18 protein-coding genes and 1 riboswitch are annotated in these 20,041 nt (G+C 73.0%); of the genes, 15 read left to right on the top strand and 3 right to left on the bottom strand.

What is annotated here, in order from left to right; translation table 11 throughout:
• Positions 1–344: 344 nt before the first annotated feature.
• A complete protein-coding gene (locus OG455_RS06195; RefSeq protein ID WP_266291042.1) occupies positions 345–1,142 on the bottom strand; it encodes a ParB N-terminal domain-containing protein in 798 nt (265 codons plus the stop codon).
• Between the two features lie 320 nt (positions 1,143–1,462).
• Here OG455_RS06195 and OG455_RS06190 point away from each other — a divergent pair, with 320 nt between their 5' ends.
• On the top strand, positions 1,463–1,591 hold the full coding sequence (locus OG455_RS06190) for a hypothetical protein (RefSeq protein ID WP_266291040.1): 129 nt from the start codon (positions 1,463–1,465) through the stop codon (positions 1,589–1,591).
• A 108-nt stretch (positions 1,592–1,699) separates the two neighbouring features.
• On the top strand, positions 1,700–2,935 hold the full coding sequence (locus OG455_RS06185) for a helix-turn-helix domain-containing protein (protein WP_266291038.1): 1,236 nt from the start codon (positions 1,700–1,702) through the stop codon (positions 2,933–2,935).
• 31 nt (positions 2,936–2,966) lie between these two features.
• On the opposite strand, the gene OG455_RS06180 is transcribed toward OG455_RS06185, so the two are convergent.
• Positions 2,967–4,919, bottom strand: coding sequence for a lipopolysaccharide assembly protein LapB (locus tag OG455_RS06180; protein WP_266291036.1), 1,953 nt, complete (start codon positions 4,917–4,919; stop codon positions 2,967–2,969).
• Positions 4,920–5,022: 103 nt separating this feature from the next.
• Between OG455_RS06180 and OG455_RS06175 the strand changes: the two genes are divergently transcribed.
• The 9 genes from OG455_RS06175 (at position 5,023) to OG455_RS06135 (ending at position 16,068) form a co-directional block, all read left to right on the top strand.
• Positions 5,023–6,372 (top strand): replication-associated recombination protein A, encoded by a 1,350-nt coding sequence (locus OG455_RS06175; protein WP_266291034.1) that lies wholly within the window; start codon positions 5,023–5,025, stop codon positions 6,370–6,372.
• A 295-nt stretch (positions 6,373–6,667) separates the two neighbouring features.
• Entirely contained in the window at positions 6,668–7,282 is a 615-nt protein-coding gene (rpsD, locus tag OG455_RS06170; RefSeq protein ID WP_266291032.1) for a 30S ribosomal protein S4, read from the top strand.
• 162 nt (positions 7,283–7,444) lie between these two features.
• Positions 7,445–7,921 carry a DUF948 domain-containing protein gene (locus OG455_RS06165; protein WP_266291030.1) on the top strand — a complete coding sequence of 159 codons (477 nt, stop codon included), beginning with the start codon at positions 7,445–7,447 and terminating at the stop codon, positions 7,919–7,921.
• Positions 7,922–7,927: 6 nt separating this feature from the next.
• Positions 7,928–8,314: a DUF6167 family protein gene (locus tag OG455_RS06160; RefSeq protein WP_266291028.1), complete on the top strand. Its 387-nt coding sequence runs from the start codon at positions 7,928–7,930 to the stop codon at positions 8,312–8,314.
• Between the two features lie 15 nt (positions 8,315–8,329).
• Entirely contained in the window at positions 8,330–10,999 is a 2,670-nt protein-coding gene (gene alaS / locus OG455_RS06155; RefSeq protein ID WP_266291026.1) for an alanine--tRNA ligase, read from the top strand.
• Positions 10,999–11,505, top strand: a complete 507-nt coding sequence (ruvX, locus tag OG455_RS06150; protein ID WP_266291024.1) for a Holliday junction resolvase RuvX — start codon at positions 10,999–11,001, stop codon at positions 11,503–11,505. Before alaS ends, ruvX begins: the two co-directional genes overlap by 1 nt.
• Before the next feature lie 95 nt (positions 11,506–11,600).
• Complete coding sequence (gene mltG / locus OG455_RS06145) at positions 11,601–12,896, top strand: endolytic transglycosylase MltG (protein ID WP_266291022.1); 1,296 nt, start codon at positions 11,601–11,603, stop codon at positions 12,894–12,896.
• A gap of 173 nt (positions 12,897–13,069) precedes the next feature.
• Positions 13,070–15,112, top strand: a complete 2,043-nt coding sequence (mltG, locus tag OG455_RS06140) for an endolytic transglycosylase MltG (RefSeq protein ID WP_266291020.1) — start codon at positions 13,070–13,072, stop codon at positions 15,110–15,112.
• A 122-nt stretch (positions 15,113–15,234) separates the two neighbouring features.
• Positions 15,235–16,068 carry a shikimate dehydrogenase gene (locus OG455_RS06135; protein ID WP_266291018.1) on the top strand — a complete coding sequence of 278 codons (834 nt, stop codon included), beginning with the start codon at positions 15,235–15,237 and terminating at the stop codon, positions 16,066–16,068.
• A 48-nt stretch (positions 16,069–16,116) separates the two neighbouring features.
• On the opposite strand, the gene OG455_RS06130 is transcribed toward OG455_RS06135, so the two are convergent.
• Positions 16,117–16,377, bottom strand: a complete 261-nt coding sequence (locus tag OG455_RS06130) for a hypothetical protein (protein WP_266291016.1) — start codon at positions 16,375–16,377, stop codon at positions 16,117–16,119.
• An 18-nt stretch (positions 16,378–16,395) separates the two neighbouring features.
• Positions 16,396–16,460, bottom strand: a riboswitch (guanidine-III (ykkC-III) riboswitch).
• Between the two features lie 209 nt (positions 16,461–16,669).
• Here OG455_RS06130 and aroC point away from each other — a divergent pair.
• From aroC to aroQ, 4 genes are read left to right on the top strand one after another with little or no spacing between them, the layout of a single operon-like run.
• Positions 16,670–17,854 carry a chorismate synthase gene (aroC, locus tag OG455_RS06125; RefSeq protein WP_266291014.1) on the top strand — a complete coding sequence of 395 codons (1,185 nt, stop codon included), beginning with the start codon at positions 16,670–16,672 and terminating at the stop codon, positions 17,852–17,854.
• Entirely contained in the window at positions 17,851–18,429 is a 579-nt protein-coding gene (locus tag OG455_RS06120; protein ID WP_266291012.1) for a shikimate kinase, read from the top strand. The genes aroC and OG455_RS06120 overlap by 4 nt, the downstream gene beginning before the upstream one ends.
• Positions 18,426–19,517 carry a 3-dehydroquinate synthase gene (gene aroB / locus OG455_RS06115; protein WP_266291010.1) on the top strand — a complete coding sequence of 364 codons (1,092 nt, stop codon included), beginning with the start codon at positions 18,426–18,428 and terminating at the stop codon, positions 19,515–19,517. The genes OG455_RS06120 and aroB overlap by 4 nt, the downstream gene beginning before the upstream one ends.
• On the top strand, positions 19,514–19,954 hold the full coding sequence (gene aroQ / locus OG455_RS06110) for a type II 3-dehydroquinate dehydratase (protein WP_266291008.1): 441 nt from the start codon (positions 19,514–19,516) through the stop codon (positions 19,952–19,954). The genes aroB and aroQ overlap by 4 nt, the downstream gene beginning before the upstream one ends.
• The last annotated feature ends 87 nt before the right edge of the window (positions 19,955–20,041 follow it).

Here is a 20,041-nt window from a genome sequence, read left to right as displayed (position 1 = left end):
GGTGGGGAGCCACTCGTCCCAGCGGCCGCGCTCCGGCGGTGCCGGGGCGGACCGGGGGTTTCCTTCACCCCCGGGCCGCCCCGGCGTGCGGTCAGCTGGAGACCGGGTGCGCGGCCTGCGCCTTCACGATGGTGAGCTGGGTACCCATGTGCGAACACCTCCCCTCAGTGGTCGGCGAATATTCGTGGACGCCTTCTTCTCAGGTGTCCCGTTTGTTTCGCCTCGGTGATTCCTGAAATCTAGCAGCGGAGAAACGGAGGCAACAAGAGTTCCGCTCCGAATCGCGCCGCGGACGTTTTCCGTAGACGAATTTCCTGGCCGCGGCGACCGGGCCGGGACAGGGCTCAGGCGCTGCGCGGCGGCTGCGCGGTGCGCCGCACCTGCTGCGCGAACTGCTGCCAGGAATGGGCATGGGCCTGGGCGAGTTCGGTCACGGCCTCGGCGCAGTGCGAGGGGACCGCGGCCAGCAGGGTCTGCCACTCCTCGGGCTCGACCGCGGGCAGGGACAGCCGGCGGAGCAGCACCCGGCCCGTCTCCGAGAACCGCAGGGACGGGTCGTTCGCCAGGGCCTGCATGAGGTCCCGGCCTTCGCGGACGGCCGGCCGCCGGGGCGCTCGCACCTCCCCGAGCGGGGCCGCCCGGGAGCCCGCGTGGTTGCCTCCACGGGGACGCAGCGGGCGGACCTTCCCGTCCCGGCCCACTCGTGCGGGCAACTGAGGAATTTCCTCAGTTGCCCGTCTGCGGACCGTGGCGACCGTCTTCGGGGAGAGGCCGGCCATCGCCGCGATCGCGCGATCCGACCATTCCGGACGCGTCGTCAGGATCCTTGCCGCGGCGGCCTTGCGATCCCCCAGGGACAGCGGGAGGCCGTGGCGGGTGTTCGCCTCGACGGCTCGGACGAACGCCTCGTCGTCGGAGCCGTCGAGGTAGACCACCTCGATCTCGGTGTCGCCGCGGAGTTGGGCGGCGCGCCAGCGGTGCATCCCGTCCACCACTCGCCGCGAGCCGCGCTGGACCAGGATGGGCGGCAGCGGCGTCGTGCACTGGGCCAGGAGGAGGACGTGGTCCTCGTCCTGGCCCGAGAGGCGGGGCGAGTCGGCCGGGTGAAGGGTGTCGACCGGGACCAGCTCCACCGACTCCATGTGTGTGTCGGGTCCGTACGTTCCATGCGCTTCTGGTGCTCTCGCCACGCTCCGCTTCCCCTCGCAACTGACCAGACGCAGGGCCCCCAGAGAGCCCCAGGTTCCCCACCGACCCTAGGAAGGTGTTGCCTAAAGTGTCAATGACACCCTGTTGCTTTTCTGTATGCGGAAAGTTAGCTTGACAACAGCGATCCGCGGCACGGGCCGCGCTCCGGGGGGAGCCGGCTGGAAACGTGCGCGGATCTGGTCACGCACGGGATATCGGAGAACCAACCATGAAGTTCGCTCACCGTCTCGCAGTCCTCGTTGCCCTGCTGGTCATGGCAGCGACGCCCACCGCCATGGCCGCGAACCGGCCGCAGCCGCAGTCGCGGCCGCACACGGCCGTCCAGCCCGATTCGGGCTCGACGAACGAGATCGACTGGCCCACGCCCGTCCCCACCTCGTAGGCCATCGCCCGGGCAACCCTCGGGGGGAGACCACGCGGGGTTGCCAGATCTGGCAACCGGAAGAGCGAGTTTGACTCATGACGTGAAATCTGTGGCAGAGTTTGTGCCATGGATCATGTCAGGGGCGACACGCTCGAACAGCCAGAATTCGGACGCCGACTCCGGTCGCTCAGATCGGCGCACGGATTGTCGCAGGCGCAGCTCGCAGGCCCCGGCATGTCCACGGCCTACCTGTCGCGACTCGAATCCGGGGCCCGGCCGCCAACAGCGCGCGCCGTCGCCTACCTCTGTGCCCAGCTGAGCGTGCCGGCGTCGGCGTTCCGGAAGACCGATCCGCACCCGCTCGCGCATGTCCTGGCCTGCACGGCGTCCGGTCCGGAGAGCGAGGAGTCGGCCCAGCGGCTGCTCGACGTGTACACCCGGGAACAGGACGCCGACCCGGCGCTGCGCTGGCACGCGTTGTGGGTGCTGGCCCGCTGGCAGGAGATACACGCCGAGACCGAGACCCACCTCATGTCACTGCGGACACTCGTCGAACTCAGCGATCAGATCGGCCTGCCGGACCTGCGCGCGCGGGCCCGGGTCGCCATGGCGAGGGCCCAGCGCTCCGGTGGTCGGGACCTGCGGTCCGCCGGCCTGGCCGCGCGCGAGGCACTGGAGATCGCGGAGAGCCACGGGCACAGCCACACCGAGATCGTGCAGGCCCTGCTGGTGCTGATCTCGATCGAGGCCGAGACGGGGAGCCTCGCCGACGCGGACACGCACACCGACCGGCTGAACGCGCTGATCACGGATGTGTCCAGCAGCCTGCGGGTGGAGGCGCTGTGGACCATGGCGAGCCTGCGGGTGCGCCAGGGCCGCCACAGCGAGGGCGCTCCACTCCTGGAGCGTGCCATGGACGAACTGGGCAGCACGGACAACCTGAGACTGTGGACCCGGCTCCGCCTCGCGGCCGCCTCCCTCTATCTGCAGATGACCCCGCGCGACCTCTCGCAGGCGGCTCGGCACCTGGAGGAGGCACGGCCGGCGGTCGACCTCATCGGAGTGCCGCTGCACAGTCACGAGCACTGCGCGCTCCGCGCCAGGCTCGCCTTCTACCAAGGGGACGTCGACCTCGCTCGAACGCTCTGTGCGAGCGTGGCACTGGCGCCCGGCCACCTCGCCTTCCGCGACCAGATCCGGCACGAGCTGCTCCTGTGCCAGTTGCGGATCATCGACGGCGACCGCAGCGCCATCGCCGACATCGAAGCGCTGACCCACCGCTCGGGGGAAGCCGCCAACACCGAACTCACGGCCGAGATCTGGCGTTCGCTCGCCGAGGTGCTGGCCCGGGCCGACGCGTGACGCTCCCGCGCCGTGCGCATCCGGCGAGCCGTCAGGACGGCTCGCCGGAGCGGTGCGGCAGCCGCCGCAGCCGGCGCCGCAGCCAGCGGCCCAGGCGCCGGGCCGGCCCCTGACCGAGCCACCGGCCCGGCCCCTGGGCGGGCCCGAGCGCCGAGCGGCCGGCCGGGCCCGAGGCCGGGGCCGCCGCACGGCCCGGCGCCGACGCGGCCGCCAGGGCGTCCAGTGCCTGCCGGGCCGGCGCCCGTACCTCGGGCTCCAGGCCGGGCATCGCCAGGGTCAGCCGGCAGAGCGAGTCGAGCACCGTCACCACGCGTGACCGGGCGGCCTCGACCGCGGCCCGCATCCGCTGCGCGACCAGCTCGGCGGCGTCCTGCCGGGCGGCCGGGTCGGTCCAGGCGACGGCCACCAGCGCGACGGCCGCCGACTCGGTGACCCAGTCCTCCGGGCCGAAGAGCAGGTCCGCCAGCACCCGGCGGCGGTCCGAGGAGGCCCACGGCTGGTCGGCCTGATGGTGGGTCAGCCCCAGGCAGGCGAAGGTCTGCGCCGCGCGGATCCACAGGTCGGGCCGGCGCAGGGCCAGCCGTCGGCCGTCCTCGTCGTCGGCCGGCTCGGGCGGGTGGGCCAGGCAGCCGAGCAGGTCCGCCAGCGACAGCCCGGAGAGCGCCACCGCGTGGTCGTAGGCGGCCAGCAGGTGCGGCCAGGCGGGCGCGGCCGTGCCGCGCAGCAGCTCGGCGGCCGCGGCGCTGGGCGGCGCCACCGCGGGGAGCGCCTCGGTGCCCCGGTAGCGCCAGACCCGCACGCCCACCTCGCGCAGCGGCTCGCGCAGATCCGGCTCCGGGACGGACAGCACGCTGAGCTCCATGTCGGGCAGCACCCGCCGCACGGTCAGCAGCGCGCTGGCCGGCTCCAGCGCGGAGAGCGCACTGCGGGTGACCTGCCCGGCCTTGCCCGCCAGCACGTGGCGCATCGGCCCGAGCACCGCCTCACCCGGCTCCGACACCTGTCCGAGCCAGGCGCGCCCCTCGCTGCACCGGGCCAGCACGGTGGCGGCGTAGCCGTGCTCGGGGTGCTCGCGCAGGTGGTCGACCAGGGCGGCCAGGTGGCTGCCGTCCCCGTCGATCGCGTACCGCACGCCGTGCAGCGCGGGCCCGGCCTGCGGGTGGTCGGGCTCCGCCGCCAGGGCCGACTCCAGCCAGCGCAGCCCGTCGCGCGGGCGGCCCAGCTCGGTCAGCAGCTCGGCGACGTCCACGTGCAGTGACCGGTCGGAGTCGTCCTCGGCCAGCCGGGCCCGCCAGACCGCGAGCGCCTCCTCGGGCCGGCCCGCGCCGCGCAGCGCGTAGCCGAGCATGACGGCGCTGGCGTGCCCCGGGGCCAGCGCGTGCGCGCGCCGGGCCAGGTCGACGGCCAGGTGGTGGTCGCCGAACCGCCGGGCCAGTCCGGAGCTGATGGTGAGCAGGTCCGGCTGCCCGGTCGCCGCCTCGGTGCACCGCCGCACCGCTCGGTAGAAGGGGCGCAGCGCCTCGGCCGTCGCCTTCGGCAGCGGCTCCGGCAGCCCGCCGCCGAGCAGCGCGGCCACCGCCTGCCGCACCGCGTCGGGGTCGAGCAGCTCGGGCAGGTCGGGGCGGGTCAGCCAGGCCACCGAGGCCCACGGGCGGTCCGGCTGCTCGCGCAGGATCGCCGCGAGCAGCACCAGCGCCTCGTCCCAGCGCCCCTCGGCGGTCAGCAGCTGGGCGTGGCAGGCCGCCGCGCCGATGGTCGGCCGCTCCAGCGGGAACCAGGCGAGCGCGGCCGCCGGGGAGCCGCAGCGGGCGGTCAGCTCGGCGAGCGCCTGGTAGGCCTCCGGCAGCGCGGGATCCAGGGCCAGCGCGTTCGCCAGGTGCTCCGCCGCGTGCGCGAGCTCGCCGCTGTCCAGCGCCAGCCGGGTGAAGGCGACCTCGCCCTCCGCCGCCAGCCGGTCGTCCCCGTGCGGCCGCGCATGGTCCATCAGTGCCGTCCCCCCTGGCCGTGTGCCCCCGGTGATCACCGTAGCGCGCGCTGCGGGCGGGCGGCGCCGCCGGGCTGTCGGCCCGCTCGCATAGGGTGGCGGAGTGGACGAACCGGACCTCTTCACCGCCGCCGCCGAGCAGCGCCAGGCCAGCGAGCCAGGGCGGGCGCCGCTGGCCGTGCGGATGCGCCCGCGCACGCTGGACGAGGTGGCGGGGCAGCGCCAACTGCTGGCCGAGGGCTCGCCGCTGCGCCGCCTGGTGAGCGGCTCCAAGGGGCCGGCCGCGACCAGCTCGGTGATCCTCTGGGGTCCGCCCGGCACCGGCAAGACCACGCTGGCGCACGTGATCAGCCAGGGCGTCGAGGGGCGGTTCGTCGAGCTCTCGGCGATCACCGCCGGGGTCAAGGAGGTGCGCGCGGTGATCGAGGGGGCCCGCCGAGCGGTGGGCCTCAGCGGCCGCGAGACGGTGCTCTTCCTGGACGAGATCCACCGCTTCTCCAAGGCCCAGCAGGACTCGCTGCTGCCCGCCGTCGAGAACCGCTGGGTCACCCTGATCGCCGCCACCACCGAGAACCCGTACTTCTCGGTGATCTCCCCGCTGCTCTCCCGCTCGCTGCTGCTCACCCTGCAGTCGCTCACCGACGAGGACATCCGCGCGCTGCTGCGCCGCGCGGTGGCCGACGAGCGCGGGCTGGCCGGCAGCGTGGCGCTCGGCCAGGAGGCGGAGGAGCACCTGGTGCGGCTGGCCGGTGGCGACGCCCGCCGGGCGCTGACCACGCTGGAGGCGGCCGCCGGGGCGGCGCTGGAGCAGGGCGCGGACGAGATCACCCTGGTCACCGCCGAGACCGCCGTCAACCAGGCCGCGGTGCGCTACGACAAGGACGGGGACCAGCACTACGACGTCGCCAGCGCGCTGATCAAGTCGATCCGCGGCAGCGATGTGGACGCCACCCTGCACTACCTGGCCCGGATGATCGAGGCCGGCGAGGACCCGCGGTTCATCGCCCGCCGCCTGATGATCTCCGCCAGCGAGGACATCGGCCTGGCCGACCCGACCGCGCTCCCCACCGCCGTGGCGGCCGCCCAGGCGGTGGCGCTGATCGGCTTCCCGGAGGCCCGGATCATCCTCTCCCAGGCGGCCATCGCGCTCGCGCTGGCGCCCAAGTCCAACGCCGCCTACCTGGCCATCGACGCGGCGCTGGCCGACGTCCGCCAGGGCCTGGCCGGACCGGTCCCGCCGCACCTGCGCGACGGCCACTACGGCGGTGCCGCCAAGCTCGGCCACGCCCAGGGCTACCAGTACCCGCACGACCTGCCCGGCGGCATCGCCGCCCAGCAGTACGCGCCGGACGCGGTGCACGGCAAGGCGTACTACCAGCCGACCCGGCACGGCGGCGAGGCCCGCTACGCGGATGTCGCGGAGTGGACCAGGGCCCGGCTCAAGGGCGACTGAGCGGCGCGTATACTCGGTCGAAGTGCCTTGTCCCGGGTCCGGCAGCAGTCTCCACCGCTGACCGGCCACCACCAGCGGGACACCGGCCCGCAGCCCCCTCCGCGGGAGCTGCCAGGAGCGTCGCGCACCGTTATCGGTGTCACGTGCCCCCAGCGGGCGCGTGTGCATGCACGTCAGTGCCCGGCCTCGGAGAGCGGCTGACCACCCCCGGGTGGTTATTCTCCGGACCGCGAGAGGCGACCTCCGTCAACACCTGGTGAAGCCGTATTCGCACACTGAAAGAGGTAATGGTTCCGTGCCGAACCAGAAGCGTCCCAAGGTCAAGATCGCGCGTGCCCTTGGCGTGCCGCTGACCCCGAAGTCCGTCAAGTACTTCGAGGCCCGCCCGTACCCGCCCGGCCAGCACGGCCGTGGCCGCAAGCAGAACTCGGACTACAAGGTCCGTCTGCTCGAGAAGCAGCGTCTGCGCGCTCAGTACGACCTGAGCGAGAAGCAGATGGCGCGCGCGTTCGACCGCGCGAAGAAGGTCTCCGGCAAGACCGGTGAGGCCCTCATCGCGCAGCTCGAGACCCGTCTCGACGCCCTGGTCCTGCGTTCGGGCATCGCCCGCACCATCTACCAGGCCCGTCAGATGGTCGTGCACGGCCACATCGAGGTCAACGGTGGCAAGGTCAACAAGCCGTCGTTCCAGATGAAGCCGGGCTACGTCGTCACGGTCAAGACGAAGTCCAAGGAGAAGGTCCCGTTCCAGGTCGCCCGTGAGGGTGGCTACGCGGGCGAGGGCCAGACCCCGAAGTACCTCGAGGTCAACCTCAAGGCGCTGGCCTTCCGCCTGGACCGTGAGCCGCAGCGTCGTGAGGTCCCCGTGATCTGCGACGAGCAGCTGGTCGTCGAGTACTACTCTCGCTGACCCCTGGTACTCCGGTACCTCCGCGGCGCCCCCGCAGCCTTCGGGCTGCGGGGGCGCCGTGCGTTCCGGCCGCCGGCAGGCCGCGTGGTCAGCGCTTATCCGGTCGGGATCGGCCCCTGAGCGCGATAGGGTTCCACTCTGAGGAGTGAAGGGAGCACGCGGGTGTCCGTGGGAGAGCTGGCCGGTCTGCTGGTCGCCGTGGGCTGGACCGTGCTGGTCACCCTGCTCGCCGTCGTCCTGGTGCGCCTTTCCAAGGTGCTGCGTGAGGCCACGGTGCTGGTCTCGGCCGTCACCGAGCAGGCCGTTCCGCTGCTCAGCGACGCCAGCGCCGCCGTGCGCAGCGCGCACGAGCAGCTGGAGCGGGTCGACGACATCACCGCCAACGTGCAGGACGCCGCCGCCAACGCCAACGCGCTCTCCTCCACCGTGGCGGCCACCCTGGGCGGTCCGCTGGTCAAGCTGGCGGCGTTCAGCTACGGCGTGCGCAAGGCCGTCAACCGTCAGCAGAACACCGTGACGCTCCCTCAGCAGAGCAGCGAGCGCGAGGCGCTGGCACAGCTGATCCGCGCCGAGGTGCGGGCCGCCACCGCCCCCAGGGGCGGGCTGCTGTCCCGGGTCCGGCGAGCCGTGAAGGGCTGATGCACCGTGGTACGACGCATCTTCTGGATGACGGTTGGCGCGGGCGCCGCCGTCTGGGCCATGAACAAGGCGAACGAGGCGACCCGCCGACTCACCCCTGACAGCCTGTCGGGCGCCGCCGCTCGCGGGGCCCTGCACCTGGGCGACACGGCCAAGCGCTTCGCGCTGGACGTGCGGGCCGGCATGGCCGAGCGCGAGGAGCAACTGCGGGCCGACCTCGGCCTGGACGGCACCGCGGTGGTCGAGCCGCCCCGCCCCGCCGCGCGCCGAGCTATCAAGGCGGCCCCGGGCCGAGCCCCGGTCGCCGCCCTGCCCCCGTCGCGCACCATCACCCCCCACGTCATCGCGTCAACGCCCCGTCAGCTCGAACAGCGCCGGGACAAGCACCCTTAACCGGAAGGACCACTCATGGAGTCGGCAGAGATCCGCCGCCGCTGGCTGCGCTTCTTCGAGGAGCGCGGCCACACCGTCGTTCCGTCGGCGTCCCTGGTCGCCGACGACCCCACCCTGCTGCTGGTCAACGCCGGCATGGTGCCGTTCAAGCCGTACTTCCTGGGCGAGGTCAAGCCCCGGTTCGACCGGGCCACCAGTGTCCAGAAGTGCGTGCGCACGCTGGACATCGAGGAGGTCGGCAAGACCACCCGGCACGGCTCCTTCTTCCAGATGTGCGGCAACTTCTCCTTCGGCGACTACTTCAAGGAAGGGGCCATCAAGTTCGCGTGGGAGCTGCTCACCTCCTCCGTCGCGGACGGCGGCTACGGCCTGGCCAAGGAGAAGCTCTGGATCACCGTCTACCAGGACGACGACGAGGCCGAGCAGATCTGGCGCGACGTCATCGGCGTGCCCGCCGAGCGGATCCAGCGCCTGGGCATGAAGGACAACTTCTGGTCGATGGGCGTGCCCGGACCGTGCGGCCCGTGCTCGGAGATCAACTACGACCGCGGCCCCGCCTACGGCGAGGAGGGCGGCCCGGCCGTCAACGGCGAGCGCTACCTGGAGATCTGGAACCTGGTCTTCATGCAGTACGAGCGCGGCCACGGCGACGGCAAGGACGGCTTCGAGATCCTCGGCGACCTGCCGAGCAGGAACATCGACACCGGTCTCGGCCTGGAGCGCCTGGCCGCGATCCTGCAGGACGTCGACAACCTCTTCGAGATCGACACCAGCCGGCTGATCCTGGACCGGGCCGCCGAGCTGACCGGCCACACCTACGGCGCCGACCACAGGTCCGACGTCTCGCTGCGCGTGGTCACCGACCACATCCGCACCGCGCTGATGCTGGTCGGCGACGGCGTGACCCCCGGCAACGAGGGCCGCGGCTACGTGCTGCGCCGGATCCTGCGCCGCGCCATCCGCAACATGCGCCTGCTGGGTGCCACCGGGCCGGTGGCCAAGGAGCTCATCGACGTCTCCATCAAGGCGATGGCTCCGCAGTACCCGGAGCTGGAGACCGACCGCAAGCGGATCGAAACCGTGGTGGTCGCCGAGGAGAACCGCTTCCTGCAGACCCTGCGGGCCGGCACCAACCTGCTGGACACCGCCGTCACCGAGGCCAAGCAGGCCGGTCACCCGGCGCTCTCCGGCGAGAAGGCCTTCCAGCTGCACGACACCTTCGGCTTCCCGATCGACCTCACCCTGGAGATGGCCGAGGAGCAGGGCCTGCAGGTCGACGAGGCCGGCTTCCGCCGCCTGATGGGCGAGCAGCGGGACCGGGCCAAGGCCGATGCCAAGGCCAAGAAGATGGGCCACGCCGACGTGGCCGCCTACCGCGAGGTGGCGGACCGGTCCGGCGCCAGCGTCTTCACCGGCTACAACGCCACCGAGGGCGAGGCCACCGTGGTCGGCCTGCTGGTGGACGGCGTGCCGGCCCCGGCCGCGACCGAGGGCGACGAGGTCGAACTGGTCCTGGACCGCACCCCGTTCTACGCCGAGGGCGGCGGCCAGCTCGCCGACCACGGCCGGATCCGGCTCGACTCGGGCGCCGTGGTGGAGATCCGCGACGTGCAGCAGCCGGTGCCCGGCGTGGTCGTGCACTCCGGCGGCGTGCTCTTCGGCGAGGTGGTGCTCGGGGCCTCGGCCTACGCCACCATCGACACCGACCGCCGCCGCGCCGTCTCGCGCGCCCACAGCGCCACCCACCTGACGCACCAGGCCCTGCGCGACGCGCTCGGCCCCACGGCCGCCCAGGCCGGCTCGGAGAACGCCCCGGGCCGCTTCCGCTTCGACTTCGGCTCGCCGGCCGCCGTGCCCGGCAGCGTGCTGACCGATGTCGAGCAGAAGATCAACGAGGTGCTGACCCGCGAGCTCGACGTCACCGCCGAGGTGATGACGATGGACCAGGCCCGCAAGCAGGGCGCCATCGCGATGTTCGGCGAGAAGTACGGCGACGCGGTCCGGGTGGTCACCATCGGTGACTTCTCCAAGGAGCTCTGCGGTGGTACGCACGTCGGCAACACCGCCCAGCTGGGCCTGGTGAAGCTGCTCGGCGAGTCCTCCATCGGCTCCGGCGTGCGCCGGGTCGAGGCGCTGGTCGGCGTGGACGCCTACAAGTTCCTGGCCCGTGAGCACACCGTGGTCGCCCAGCTGACCGAGCTGGTCAAGGGCCGCCCGGAGGAGCTGCCGGAGAAGATCGCCGGCATGCTCGGCAAGCTCAAGGACGCCGAGAAGGAGATCGAGAAGTTCCGCGCGGAGAAGGTGCTGGCCGCCGCCGCGGGCCTGGCCGAGGCCGCCGAGGACGTCCGGGGCGTGGCCCTGGTCGCCGCCCGGGTGGCCGACGGCACCGGCGCGGACGAGCTGCGCAAGCTCGTCCTCGACGTGCGTAACCGACTGGGCTCGCGCCCGGCCGTGGTCGCCGCCTTCACCGTGGTGAACGACCGTCCGCTCACCGTGATCGCCACCAACGAGGACGCCCGCGCCCGCGGCGTCAAGGCCGGTGAGCTGGTGCGCACCGCCGCCAAGACCCTCGGCGGCGGCGGTGGCGGCAAGGACGACGTGGCCCAGGGCGGTGGCAGCAACCCGGCCGCCGTCGGCGAGGCGATCGAGGCCGTGCGCGCCCTGGTCACCGAGCGCGCCGTCTGATGGAGCAGCAGCTGCCGCCCTCGTCCGGGGCCGAGGAGCCCACGCCCTGGCGCCGGGGCCGGCGGATCGCCGTCGACGTCGGCGACGCCCGGATCGGGGTCGCCTCCTGCGACCCCGACGGGCTGATCGCCACGCCCGTGGAGACGGTCCCCGCCGGGGGGCGCTCCCAGGCCCGGCTCAAGGCGATCGTGGAGGAGTACGACGCGATCGAGGTGGTGGTCGGCCTGCCGCGCTCGCTCAACGGCAAGGAGGGCCCCGCGGCCGAGAAGGTCCGCGGCTACGCGGGCCGGCTCGCCGCGCTGCTCGCGCCGGTGCCGGTGCGGCTGGTCGACGAGCGGATGACCACCGTCACCGCGGCCCAGGGCATGCGCGCCTCCGGCGTGAAGGCCAAGAAGGGCCGCGCGGCGATCGACCAGGCCGCCGCCGTGGTGATCCTGCAGAGCGCGCTGGAGACCGAACGGGTGAGTGGCCGGGCACCCGGCGAGAGTGTCGCGCCGACCAGCTGATCAGCCGGTCCTAATGTCTGATCAGGGGCCCGTCCGGACGCGTCCGGACGGGCCCCATCGCTGACCGGGCGGGGCTGACACCAGGGGCTGACGCGATGGACCAGGACGCGATGCCCGGCCTGACGCCGGGCCACCTCGGTGCCCCGCCGCAGGAGCCGCAGCCGCAGCCGCTGCCCTCCGGCGCAGATGCCGGGGCGCCCGCCGCACCGACCTCGTGGCACGCGACCGCGGCCGACCTCGCGGCCGACCTCGACCCGCAGGCCGAGCCCGGCGGCGAGGACGAGCCGCCGCCGACCCGGCCCGACCGCACCAGGCTGGCCTGCGGTCTGACCCTGCTGCTGCTCGTGCTGCTCGTCGGGGGCGCGCTGCTGACCGCCCGCGCGTTCTTCACGCGCTCCGGCCCGACCAGGCCGGCCGACTTCGCCGGCGCCGGCAGCGGCGCCGTGGTGGAGATCTCCGTGCCGCAGGGCGCCACCCTGACCACCATCGGCCGGCTGCTGCAGGCGAACCAGGTGGTGGCCAGTGTCGAAGGCTTCGTGGACGCCGCCGGCACCGGGGTCGGCAGCACCCGGATCCAGCCCGGCACCTACGCGCTCAAGCACCGGATGTCCTCGCAGGCCGCGCTGGGCGTGCTCGACAACCCGGCCAACGCCAACGCGCTGACCATCCCGGAGGGCCGTCGGGCCAGCCAGGTGTATCCGGCCGTCGACCAGCGGCTCGGCCTGCCGGCCGGCAGCACCGAGCAGATCGCCAAGCAGCACCTGGCCGAGCTGGGCCTGCCCGACTACGCGGGCGGCAACATCGAGGGCCTGCTCTTCCCCTCCACCTACACGGTGACGAAGGACACCACCGCGCTCGGGCTGCTCCAGGAGATGGTCAAGCGCGGCACCGGCGCCTACTCGGACGCCGGCCTCGACCACCCGATGACCGGTGGGCTGACGCCCTATCAGGCCCTGGTGGTGGCCAGCCTGGTCCAGGGGGAGTCGGACAACCCGGACGACATGGCCAAGGTGGCCCGGGTGATCTACAACCGGCTGGCCCGCGCCATGCCGCTGCAACTGGACTCGACCATCAACTACGCGCTGGGCCGCACCACGCTGCACACCTCGGTCACCGACACCCAGCTGGACTCGCCCTTCAACACCTACCGGGCCCCGGGCCTGCCGCCGACCCCGATCGACAACCCCGGGCCCGACGCGCTGCACGCGGCGCTGGAGCCGGCGGCGGGGGACTGGATCTACTTCGTCACAGTACGACCCGGCGACACCAGGTTCACCGACAGTGAGCAGCAGCAGCGCAAGAACGTCGACGAGTTCAACGCCTACCAGGCCAAGCACGGTGCCTCGCCCAGTGGTTCGCCCACTGGCTCGCCCGCACCGAGCGGGCACTGAGGCGGGCCGTTGCGGGTACGCAGCGCGAGGAGGAGGGCCTGAGGGGTACCGTGCGGTACGGTAACGTCTCCCCTCAGGCGCTGCGCTAGCACGCCGGTTCGAGGCACCGCCGGGACGCCGTCCCGGACGGTCGGTCCGATCAACCGTCCGTCTCCGTCGGCCTAAGGGAATCGATGACTGATCTGGGTCGGGGCTACGGCTCCCAGCCGTGGCACGACGCCGAGCCCGGCTACGGTGAGCAGCAGGCCGCCGTCCCCGGGGAGCAGGAGTACCCCCCGCAGGAGCCGTACGGGCAGGGGCACCAGTACCCGGTGCAGGGCCAGGACCAGTACGGGCAGCAGCAGGCGTACGTGCCGATGGATCCGTACGCGCAGCAGCAGCAGTGGCAGCAGGACCAGCAGCTTCAGCAGCAACCGCAGCAGCAGGTCTACCAGCCGTACCCGCAGCAGCAGGGCGGCTACCCCCAGCAGCAGGGCGGGTACGTCGGTCAGCAGGGCTACCCGCAGCAGGGTGGCTACCCGCAGCAGCAGATCCCCCAGCAGATGCCGCAGCAGATGCCGCTGCAGCAGGCGCCGCAGCAGTCGTTCCCCCAGCAGATGCAGCCGCAGCAGCAGATGCCGCAACAGCTGCAGCCCCAGCAGCCGTTCCCGCAGCAGCAGGTGCCGCCGATGCACCAGCAGCCGCACCTCGCGCCGCAGCAGATGCAGCCGCAGCAGCCGCAGATCCCGCACCAGCAGGCCCCGCACCAGCAGTTCCCCCAACAGCAGATCCCGCACCAGCAGGTCGCTCAGCCCGCTCAGCCCGCGCCGGCGGCCCCCCGGCCGTCCGGTCCCGGCCCTGACGGGATCGACTGGGAGGCCGAGGCCGCCGCGCTGGAGGCCGGCGATCGGCCCGCCGCCGAGCAGTACGCCGAGGACGGCGACTTCCACGAGGGCGACTTCCACGAGGGCGACTACGCCGAGGAAGGCGAGTTCACCGAGGACGGCGAGCACGCCGAGGGCGAGGCGTTCCACGAGGACGGCGACGGCACCGCGGGCGACTACGCCGAGGGCGAGGAGGAGTACGACTCCTTCCTGGGCGGCGAGGACGACAGCCAGGAGGCCCAGGCCGACCGCAAGGCCAAGGGAAAGAAGTCGGGCCTGCGCAACAGCGGCGCCTGCCTGGTGGTGGCCCTGGTCCTGCTCGGTGGCCTCGGCGGCGCGGGTTACTGGGGCTACGGCGCCTACAAGCACGCCATCGCCCCGCCGGCCGACTTCCAGGGCAACGGCACGGGCAAGGTGCAGGTCCAGATCCTGGACGGCTCGTCCGCCGGCGACATGGCCGTCGTGCTGAAGAACGCCGACGTGGTCAAGAGCACCGGCGCCTTCAACAACGCCTACGCCAAGGCCGGCAAGCCGATCCAGCCGGGCTACTACGACATGCAGAAGGAGATGTCCGGGGACGCCGCGGTGGCGCTGATGATCAGCGAAGCCGGTGGCGACTCGCTGATCATCCCCGAGGGCAAGAAGGCGTCGGACATCTACGCGATGATCGACACCAAGCTCAAGCTCGCCGCCGGCACCGCCGCGGCCGCCGCGAAGGCGAACGCGGCCAACCTGGGCCTGCCGTCCTACGCGAACGGCAACCCGGAGGGCTTCCTGTGGCCGACCAAGTACTCGGTCGCCCAGGGCATGAAGCCCGAGGACCTGCTCAAGCAGATGGTCAGCAACGCGCTCACCGAGTACAGCCAGCTCAACCTGGACTCCGCGGCCCCGACGATCGGCCTGAAGAACGCCTACGACGTGATCACCGAGGCGAGCATCCTGCAGGCGGAGGGCAACAACGTCGCCGACTTCGGCAAGATGGCCCGGGTCATCAGCAACCGGCTCAACGGCCCTCTCACCAAGGACCTCACCAAGCACGTGCTCGGCATGGACACCACGCTGCAGTACTCGGTGGGCTCCAAGACCCTGACCTCGGCGCAGATCAATGACGCGTCGAACAAGTACAACACCTTCATCAACCCGGGCCTGCCGCCGACCCCGATCTCCAACCCGGGCGAGGCCGCGATCCAGGCGGTGCTCAACCCGACCCCGGGCGGCTGGATCTTCTTCATCGCGATGAGCCCGACCGAGACGCGGTTCTCCAGCACCAAGGACGAGCACTCGCAGAACGTCAAGGAGTACTGCACCGACCACGGCCAGGGGTTCGACGCGGAGCACCTCACCTGCAAGTAGCGGGTGCGCCGCGGCCGGTAGGTTGGTCCGGCTGCGCCGGCTGCGTCCGGCGCCGGCCGGCAGGAAACCGGCGCCGGCCGGGAGGAAACCGGCTCTGTCCGGCAGGAAAGGTGACCAGGCTCGTGACCATCCACCACCGCGCGGCCGTGCTCGGCTCGCCGATCGCGCACTCGCTCTCCCCGGTGCTGCACAACGCGGCCTACCGGGCGCTGGGTCTGGACGACTGGGAGTACGGCCGCTTCGAGGTGACCGAGGCCGCGCTGCCCGGCTTCCTCGCCGACCTCCGGCCGGGCGACTGGGCGGGCTTCTCGCTGACCATGCCGCTGAAGCGCGCGGTGATCCCGCTGCTGGACGAGGTGAGCGCGAGCGCGCTGGCCGTGGACGCGGTGAACACGCTCCTCCTCGCGCCCGACGGGCGGCGGATCGGGGACAACACCGATGTGCCGGGCCTGGTGGCGGCGCTGCGCGAGCGCGGCATCGAGCGGGTGCCGGCGGCGGCCGTGCTGGGCGCGGGGGCCACGGCCTCCTCGGCGCTGGCCGCACTGGCGCTGCTGGGCGCCGCCGAGGTCACGGTCTACGTCCGCAGTGCCGAGCGGGCCCGCGAGATGAGCGCGCTGGGCGAGCGGCTCGGCGTGGCGGTGCGCACCGCCGACTGGGCCCGTGGGGCCGAGGCGCTGGCCGGTCCGCTGACCGTCTCCACCACCCCGGTCGGCGCCACCGACGCCTTCGCGGCGGGCCTGACCGCCACCCCGGGCGCCCTGTTCGACGTGCTCTACCACCCCTGGCCGACCGCGCTTGCGGCCGCCTGCGCCGAGCGCGGCGGGACCGTGCTCGGCGGGCTGGACCTGCTGGTGCACCAGGCGGTGCTGCAGTGGGAGCGGTTCACCGGGCGCACCCCGGGCCCGCTGGCCGCGATGCGGGCAGCGGGCGAGGCGGCGCTGGCGGCGGGTGCCTGAGGCGTTCGCGAGGCGTTCGCGGATGGTGCCTGAGGCACCGGCGGCGGGTCAGTGCGCCGCGCGCGGCGCCCGGCCGCGCAGCACGGCGATCAGCCCGGTCAGTGAGACCACCGCCCAGACGCCTTCGAGCAGCAGGAACCCCCACTGCGCGGTCAGCGCCGCCTGGACGGCCAGGATCGCCGAGCCGCAGAGGTTGAGCAGCAGATAGCCCCGGGCCCGCGCGTCCAGGCGCCCCCACTGGGCCAGCGCGAACGGGATCAGGATGAGGATCGAGCCGAAGATCTGCACGGCCTGTTCCATGACGTCCATGACGGCACCCTCCAACGGGCTGCGTCGTCTTGTCGGTCCGGGTACGGCGCGTCTCGTCCGGTGGCTGCGGTGCCGCAGTCGAACAACCATTCTGCCTGATTAGTCCGGCCAGGTCGATGTCCGCTCCCCGGACCGGGGCCCGTCGCGCTCCCCGGACGTGAAAGGATTCGGGGCAGGGCTTGCCAGGCAGGCCCGAGGCTGGACTGATCAAGTCGGATCACGTCGCAGACCAAGGCCCGGTCGGGCCGCGGCACCGCCCCGCCGCGACCGGACCGCTGACGAAGGAGCACCGTTGGGTACGTTGCGCTGGCTCACGGCGGGGGAGTCGCACGGCCCCGCCCTGGTCGCCACCCTGGAGGGCCTGCCCGCCGGCGTGCCCGTGACCACCGCGGCGGTCGCGCAGGCCCTGGCCCGGCGCCGGCTCGGCTACGGGCGCGGCGCGCGGATGAAGTTCGAGCAGGACGAGGTGACCTTCCTCGGCGGGGTGCGGCACGGCGAGACCATGGGCAGCCCGGTGGCGATCATGGTCGGCAACACCGAGTGGCCCAAGTGGGCGCAGGTCATGTCGGCCGACCCGGTCGACGCCGAGATCCTGGCGGGCCTGGCCCGCAACGAGGCCCTGACCCGGCCCCGCCCCGGCCACGCCGACCTGGCCGGCATGCAGAAGTACTCGATCGACGAGGCCCGCCCGATCCTGGAGCGCGCCAGCGCCCGGGAGACCGCCGCCCGGGTCGCGCTCGGCGTGGTGGCCCGCTCCTTCCTGAAGGAGACCTGCGGCATCGAGATCGTCTCGCACGTGGTCGAGCTGGGCGCCGCCAAGGCCCCGGCCGGCGTGCTGCCGCTGCCGTCCGACGAGGCCCGCCTCGACGAGGACCCGGTGCGTTGCCTGGACCCCGAGGCCTCGACGCGGATGGTCGCCGAGATCGACCAGGCCCACAAGGACGGCGACACCCTGGGCGGCGTGGTCGAGGTGCTGGCCTACGGCGCCCCGGTGGGCCTGGGCTCGCACGTGCACTGGGACCGGCGGCTGGACGCGCGGCTGGCCGCCGCGCTGATGGGCATCCAGGCGATCAAGGGCGTCGAGGTCGGTGACGGCTTCGAGCTGGCCCGGGTCCCCGGCTCGCAGGCGCACGACGAGATCGTGCCGACCGCGGACGGCATCAGGCGGGTCTCGGGCCGCTCCGGCGGCACCGAGGGCGGGCTCTCCACCGGCGAACTGCTGCGGGTGCGGGCCGCGATGAAGCCGATCGCCACGGTGCCGCGCGCGCTGCGCACCGTCGACGTGCGCACCGGCGAGGAGGCCAAGGCGCACCACCAGCGCTCCGACGTCTGCGCCGTGCCGGCCGCCGGGATCGTCGCCGAGGCGATGGTCGCGCTGGTGCTGGCCGACGCGGTGAGCGAGAAGTTCGGCGGCGACCACGTGAGCGAGACCCGCCGCAACGTGCGCGGCTACCTCGACCACTTGATCGTCCGATGAGCGCGGCCGCACCGACCAGCACCGCACCGGACAGCACCGCACCGGCCGGGCCGCTCGCGGTGCTGGTCGGTCCGCCCGGGGCCGGCAAGAGCACCGTCGGCCGGCTGCTCGCCGAGCGCCTGGGCTGCGACTTCCGCGACACCGACGCCGACATCGAGCGGCGGGCCGGCAAGCCGATCCCGGAGATCTTCATCGAGGACGGGGAGCCGCACTTCCGCGTCCTGGAGGCGCAGGCGGTCGCCGCCGCGCTGGCCGAGCACCAGGGCGTGCTCGCGCTGGGCGGCGGCGCGGTGCTGGCGGACGCCACCCGCGCGCTGCTGGCCGGGCGACCGGTGGTCTTCCTGGAGGTGGCGCTGCACGACGCGGTCAAGCGGGTCGGCCTGGACGCCCCCCGCCCGCTGCTCGCCATCAACCCGCGCCAGCAGTGGCGCGAGCTGATGGAGCGCCGCCGTCCGCTCTACCTGGAGGTGGCGGCCGCCACGGTCGCGACCGAGGGGCTCACCCCGGAGCAGGTCGCCGACGCCGTACTGGAATCCCTGGACCTGACGTCCGGGCCTGGAGTTGAGGACGCATGAGCACCGACACCGTCACCATCCACGTCGGCGGCTCGGCCGGCCACGCCCCCTACGACGTGCTGGTCGGGCACCAGCTGCTGGGGGAGCTGGGCGGGCTGATCGGCAACCAGGCCAAGCGGGTGGCGATCATCCACCCGGAGGCGCTGGAGGCCACCGGCGACGTGATCCGCGAGGACCTGGTCGCCCAGGGGTACGAGGCGATCGTGCTCCAGGTGCCGAACGCCGAGGACGCCAAGAGCGCCGAGGTCGCCGCGTACTGCTGGTCGGTGCTCGGGCAGACCGGCTTCACCCGCTCCGATGTGATCATCGGCCTGGGCGGTGGGGCGACCACCGACCTGGCGGGCTTCGTGGCGGCCAGCTGGCTGCGCGGGGTGCGCTGGATCGCGCTGCCCACCACGTTGCTCGGCATGGTGGACGCCGCGGTCGGCGGCAAGACCGGCATCAACATCGCCGAGGGCAAGAACCTGGTCGGCGCCTTCCACCCGCCGACCGGCGTGCTGGCCGACCTGGCGACGCTGGAGACCGTGCCCACGCACGACTACGTCTCGGGCCTGGCCGAGGTGATCAAGTGCGGCTTCATCGCCGACCCGGTCATCCTCGACCTGGTGGAGGCGGACCCCGAGGGCGCCAGGACCCCGGCCGGGCCGCACACCGTGGAGCTGATCCGGCGGGCCATCCAGGTCAAGGCGGACGTCGTCTCCGGTGACCTCAAGGAGTCGGGCCTGCGGGAGATCCTCAACTACGGCCACACCCTGGCGCACGCGATCGAGCGCAACGAGCGCTACAAGTGGCGGCACGGCGCGGCCGTCTCGGTCGGCATGGTCTTCGCCGCCGAACTGGGCCGGCTGGCCGGACGGTTGGACGACGCCACGGCCGACCGGCACCGCACCGTGCTGGCCTCGGTCGGCCTGCCGCTGAGCTACCGGGCGGACGCCTGGCCCAAGCTGCTGGACGCGATGAAGGTCGACAAGAAGTCGCGCGGCGACCTGCTGCGCTTCATCGTGCTCGACGGCCTGGCGAAGACCGCCGTGCTGGAGGGCCCGGACCCCTCGCTGCTGGTCGCGGCCTACGCGGAGGTGTCCGCGTGAGCCGGGTGCTGGTGCTCAACGGCCCCAACCTCGGCCGGCTCGGCAGCCGGGAGCCGGACGTCTACGGGGCCACCTCCTACGCCGGCCTGGTCGAGCGCTGCACCGCGCTCGGCCGGGAGCTGGGCTTCGAGGTGGAGGTCAAGGAGACCAACTCCGAGCAGCAGATGATCGAGTGGTTGCACTGGGCCGCCGACGAGCAGACCCCCGTGGTGATCAACCCGGGCGCCTTCACGCACTACTCGTACGCGATCCGCGACGCGGCCGCCCAGCGCACCGCGCCGCTGATCGAGGTGCACATCTCCAACCCGTACGCGCGCGAGGAGTTCCGGCACACCTCGGTGATCGCCGCGATCGCCTCCGGCACCATCGCCGGTTTCGGGCTGGGGTCCTACGAGCTGGCCCTGCGCGCTCTCGCCGAGCAGCTCACCACCCGCTGAACCGACCGCCGCCGTGCCCACCCCGGTCCGGCCGCGAGCCTCCCGAACTGGGCTCTCGGCCGGACCGCCGTGTAATCTCCCGGCGGG

The sequence above is a fragment of the Kitasatospora sp. NBC_01287 genome (assembly GCF_026340565.1).
GTDB lineage: Bacteria > Actinomycetota > Actinomycetes > Streptomycetales > Streptomycetaceae > Kitasatospora.
This window is presented reverse-complemented; position numbering and strand designations above follow the sequence as displayed.

What these genes read in the sequence shown, in the direction of transcription:
- mltG (WP_266291022.1), top strand. Translation starts at nt 11,601, where the DNA reads ATGGACCAGGACGCGATGCCCGGCCTGACGCCGGGCCACCTCGGTGCC.
- OG455_RS06180 (WP_266291036.1), bottom strand. Translation starts at nt 4,919, where the DNA reads ATGGACCATGCGCGGCCGCACGGGGACGACCGGCTGGCGGCGGAGGGC.
- OG455_RS06190 (WP_266291040.1), top strand. Translation starts at nt 1,463, where the DNA reads ATGGCAGCGACGCCCACCGCCATGGCCGCGAACCGGCCGCAGCCGCAG.
- OG455_RS06130 (WP_266291016.1), bottom strand. Translation starts at nt 16,377, where the DNA reads ATGGACGTCATGGAACAGGCCGTGCAGATCTTCGGCTCGATCCTCATC.
- OG455_RS06185 (WP_266291038.1), top strand. Translation starts at nt 1,700, where the DNA reads ATGGATCATGTCAGGGGCGACACGCTCGAACAGCCAGAATTCGGACGC.
- ruvX (WP_266291024.1), top strand. Translation starts at nt 10,999, where the DNA reads ATGGAGCAGCAGCTGCCGCCCTCGTCCGGGGCCGAGGAGCCCACGCCC.
- alaS (WP_266291026.1), top strand. Translation starts at nt 8,330, where the DNA reads ATGGAGTCGGCAGAGATCCGCCGCCGCTGGCTGCGCTTCTTCGAGGAG.
- OG455_RS06195 (WP_266291042.1), bottom strand. Translation starts at nt 1,142, where the DNA reads ATGGAGTCGGTGGAGCTGGTCCCGGTCGACACCCTTCACCCGGCCGAC.
- mltG (WP_266291020.1), top strand. Translation starts at nt 13,070, where the DNA reads ATGACTGATCTGGGTCGGGGCTACGGCTCCCAGCCGTGGCACGACGCC.
- OG455_RS06120 (WP_266291012.1), top strand. Translation starts at nt 17,851, where the DNA reads ATGAGCGCGGCCGCACCGACCAGCACCGCACCGGACAGCACCGCACCG.
- aroB (WP_266291010.1), top strand. Translation starts at nt 18,426, where the DNA reads ATGAGCACCGACACCGTCACCATCCACGTCGGCGGCTCGGCCGGCCAC.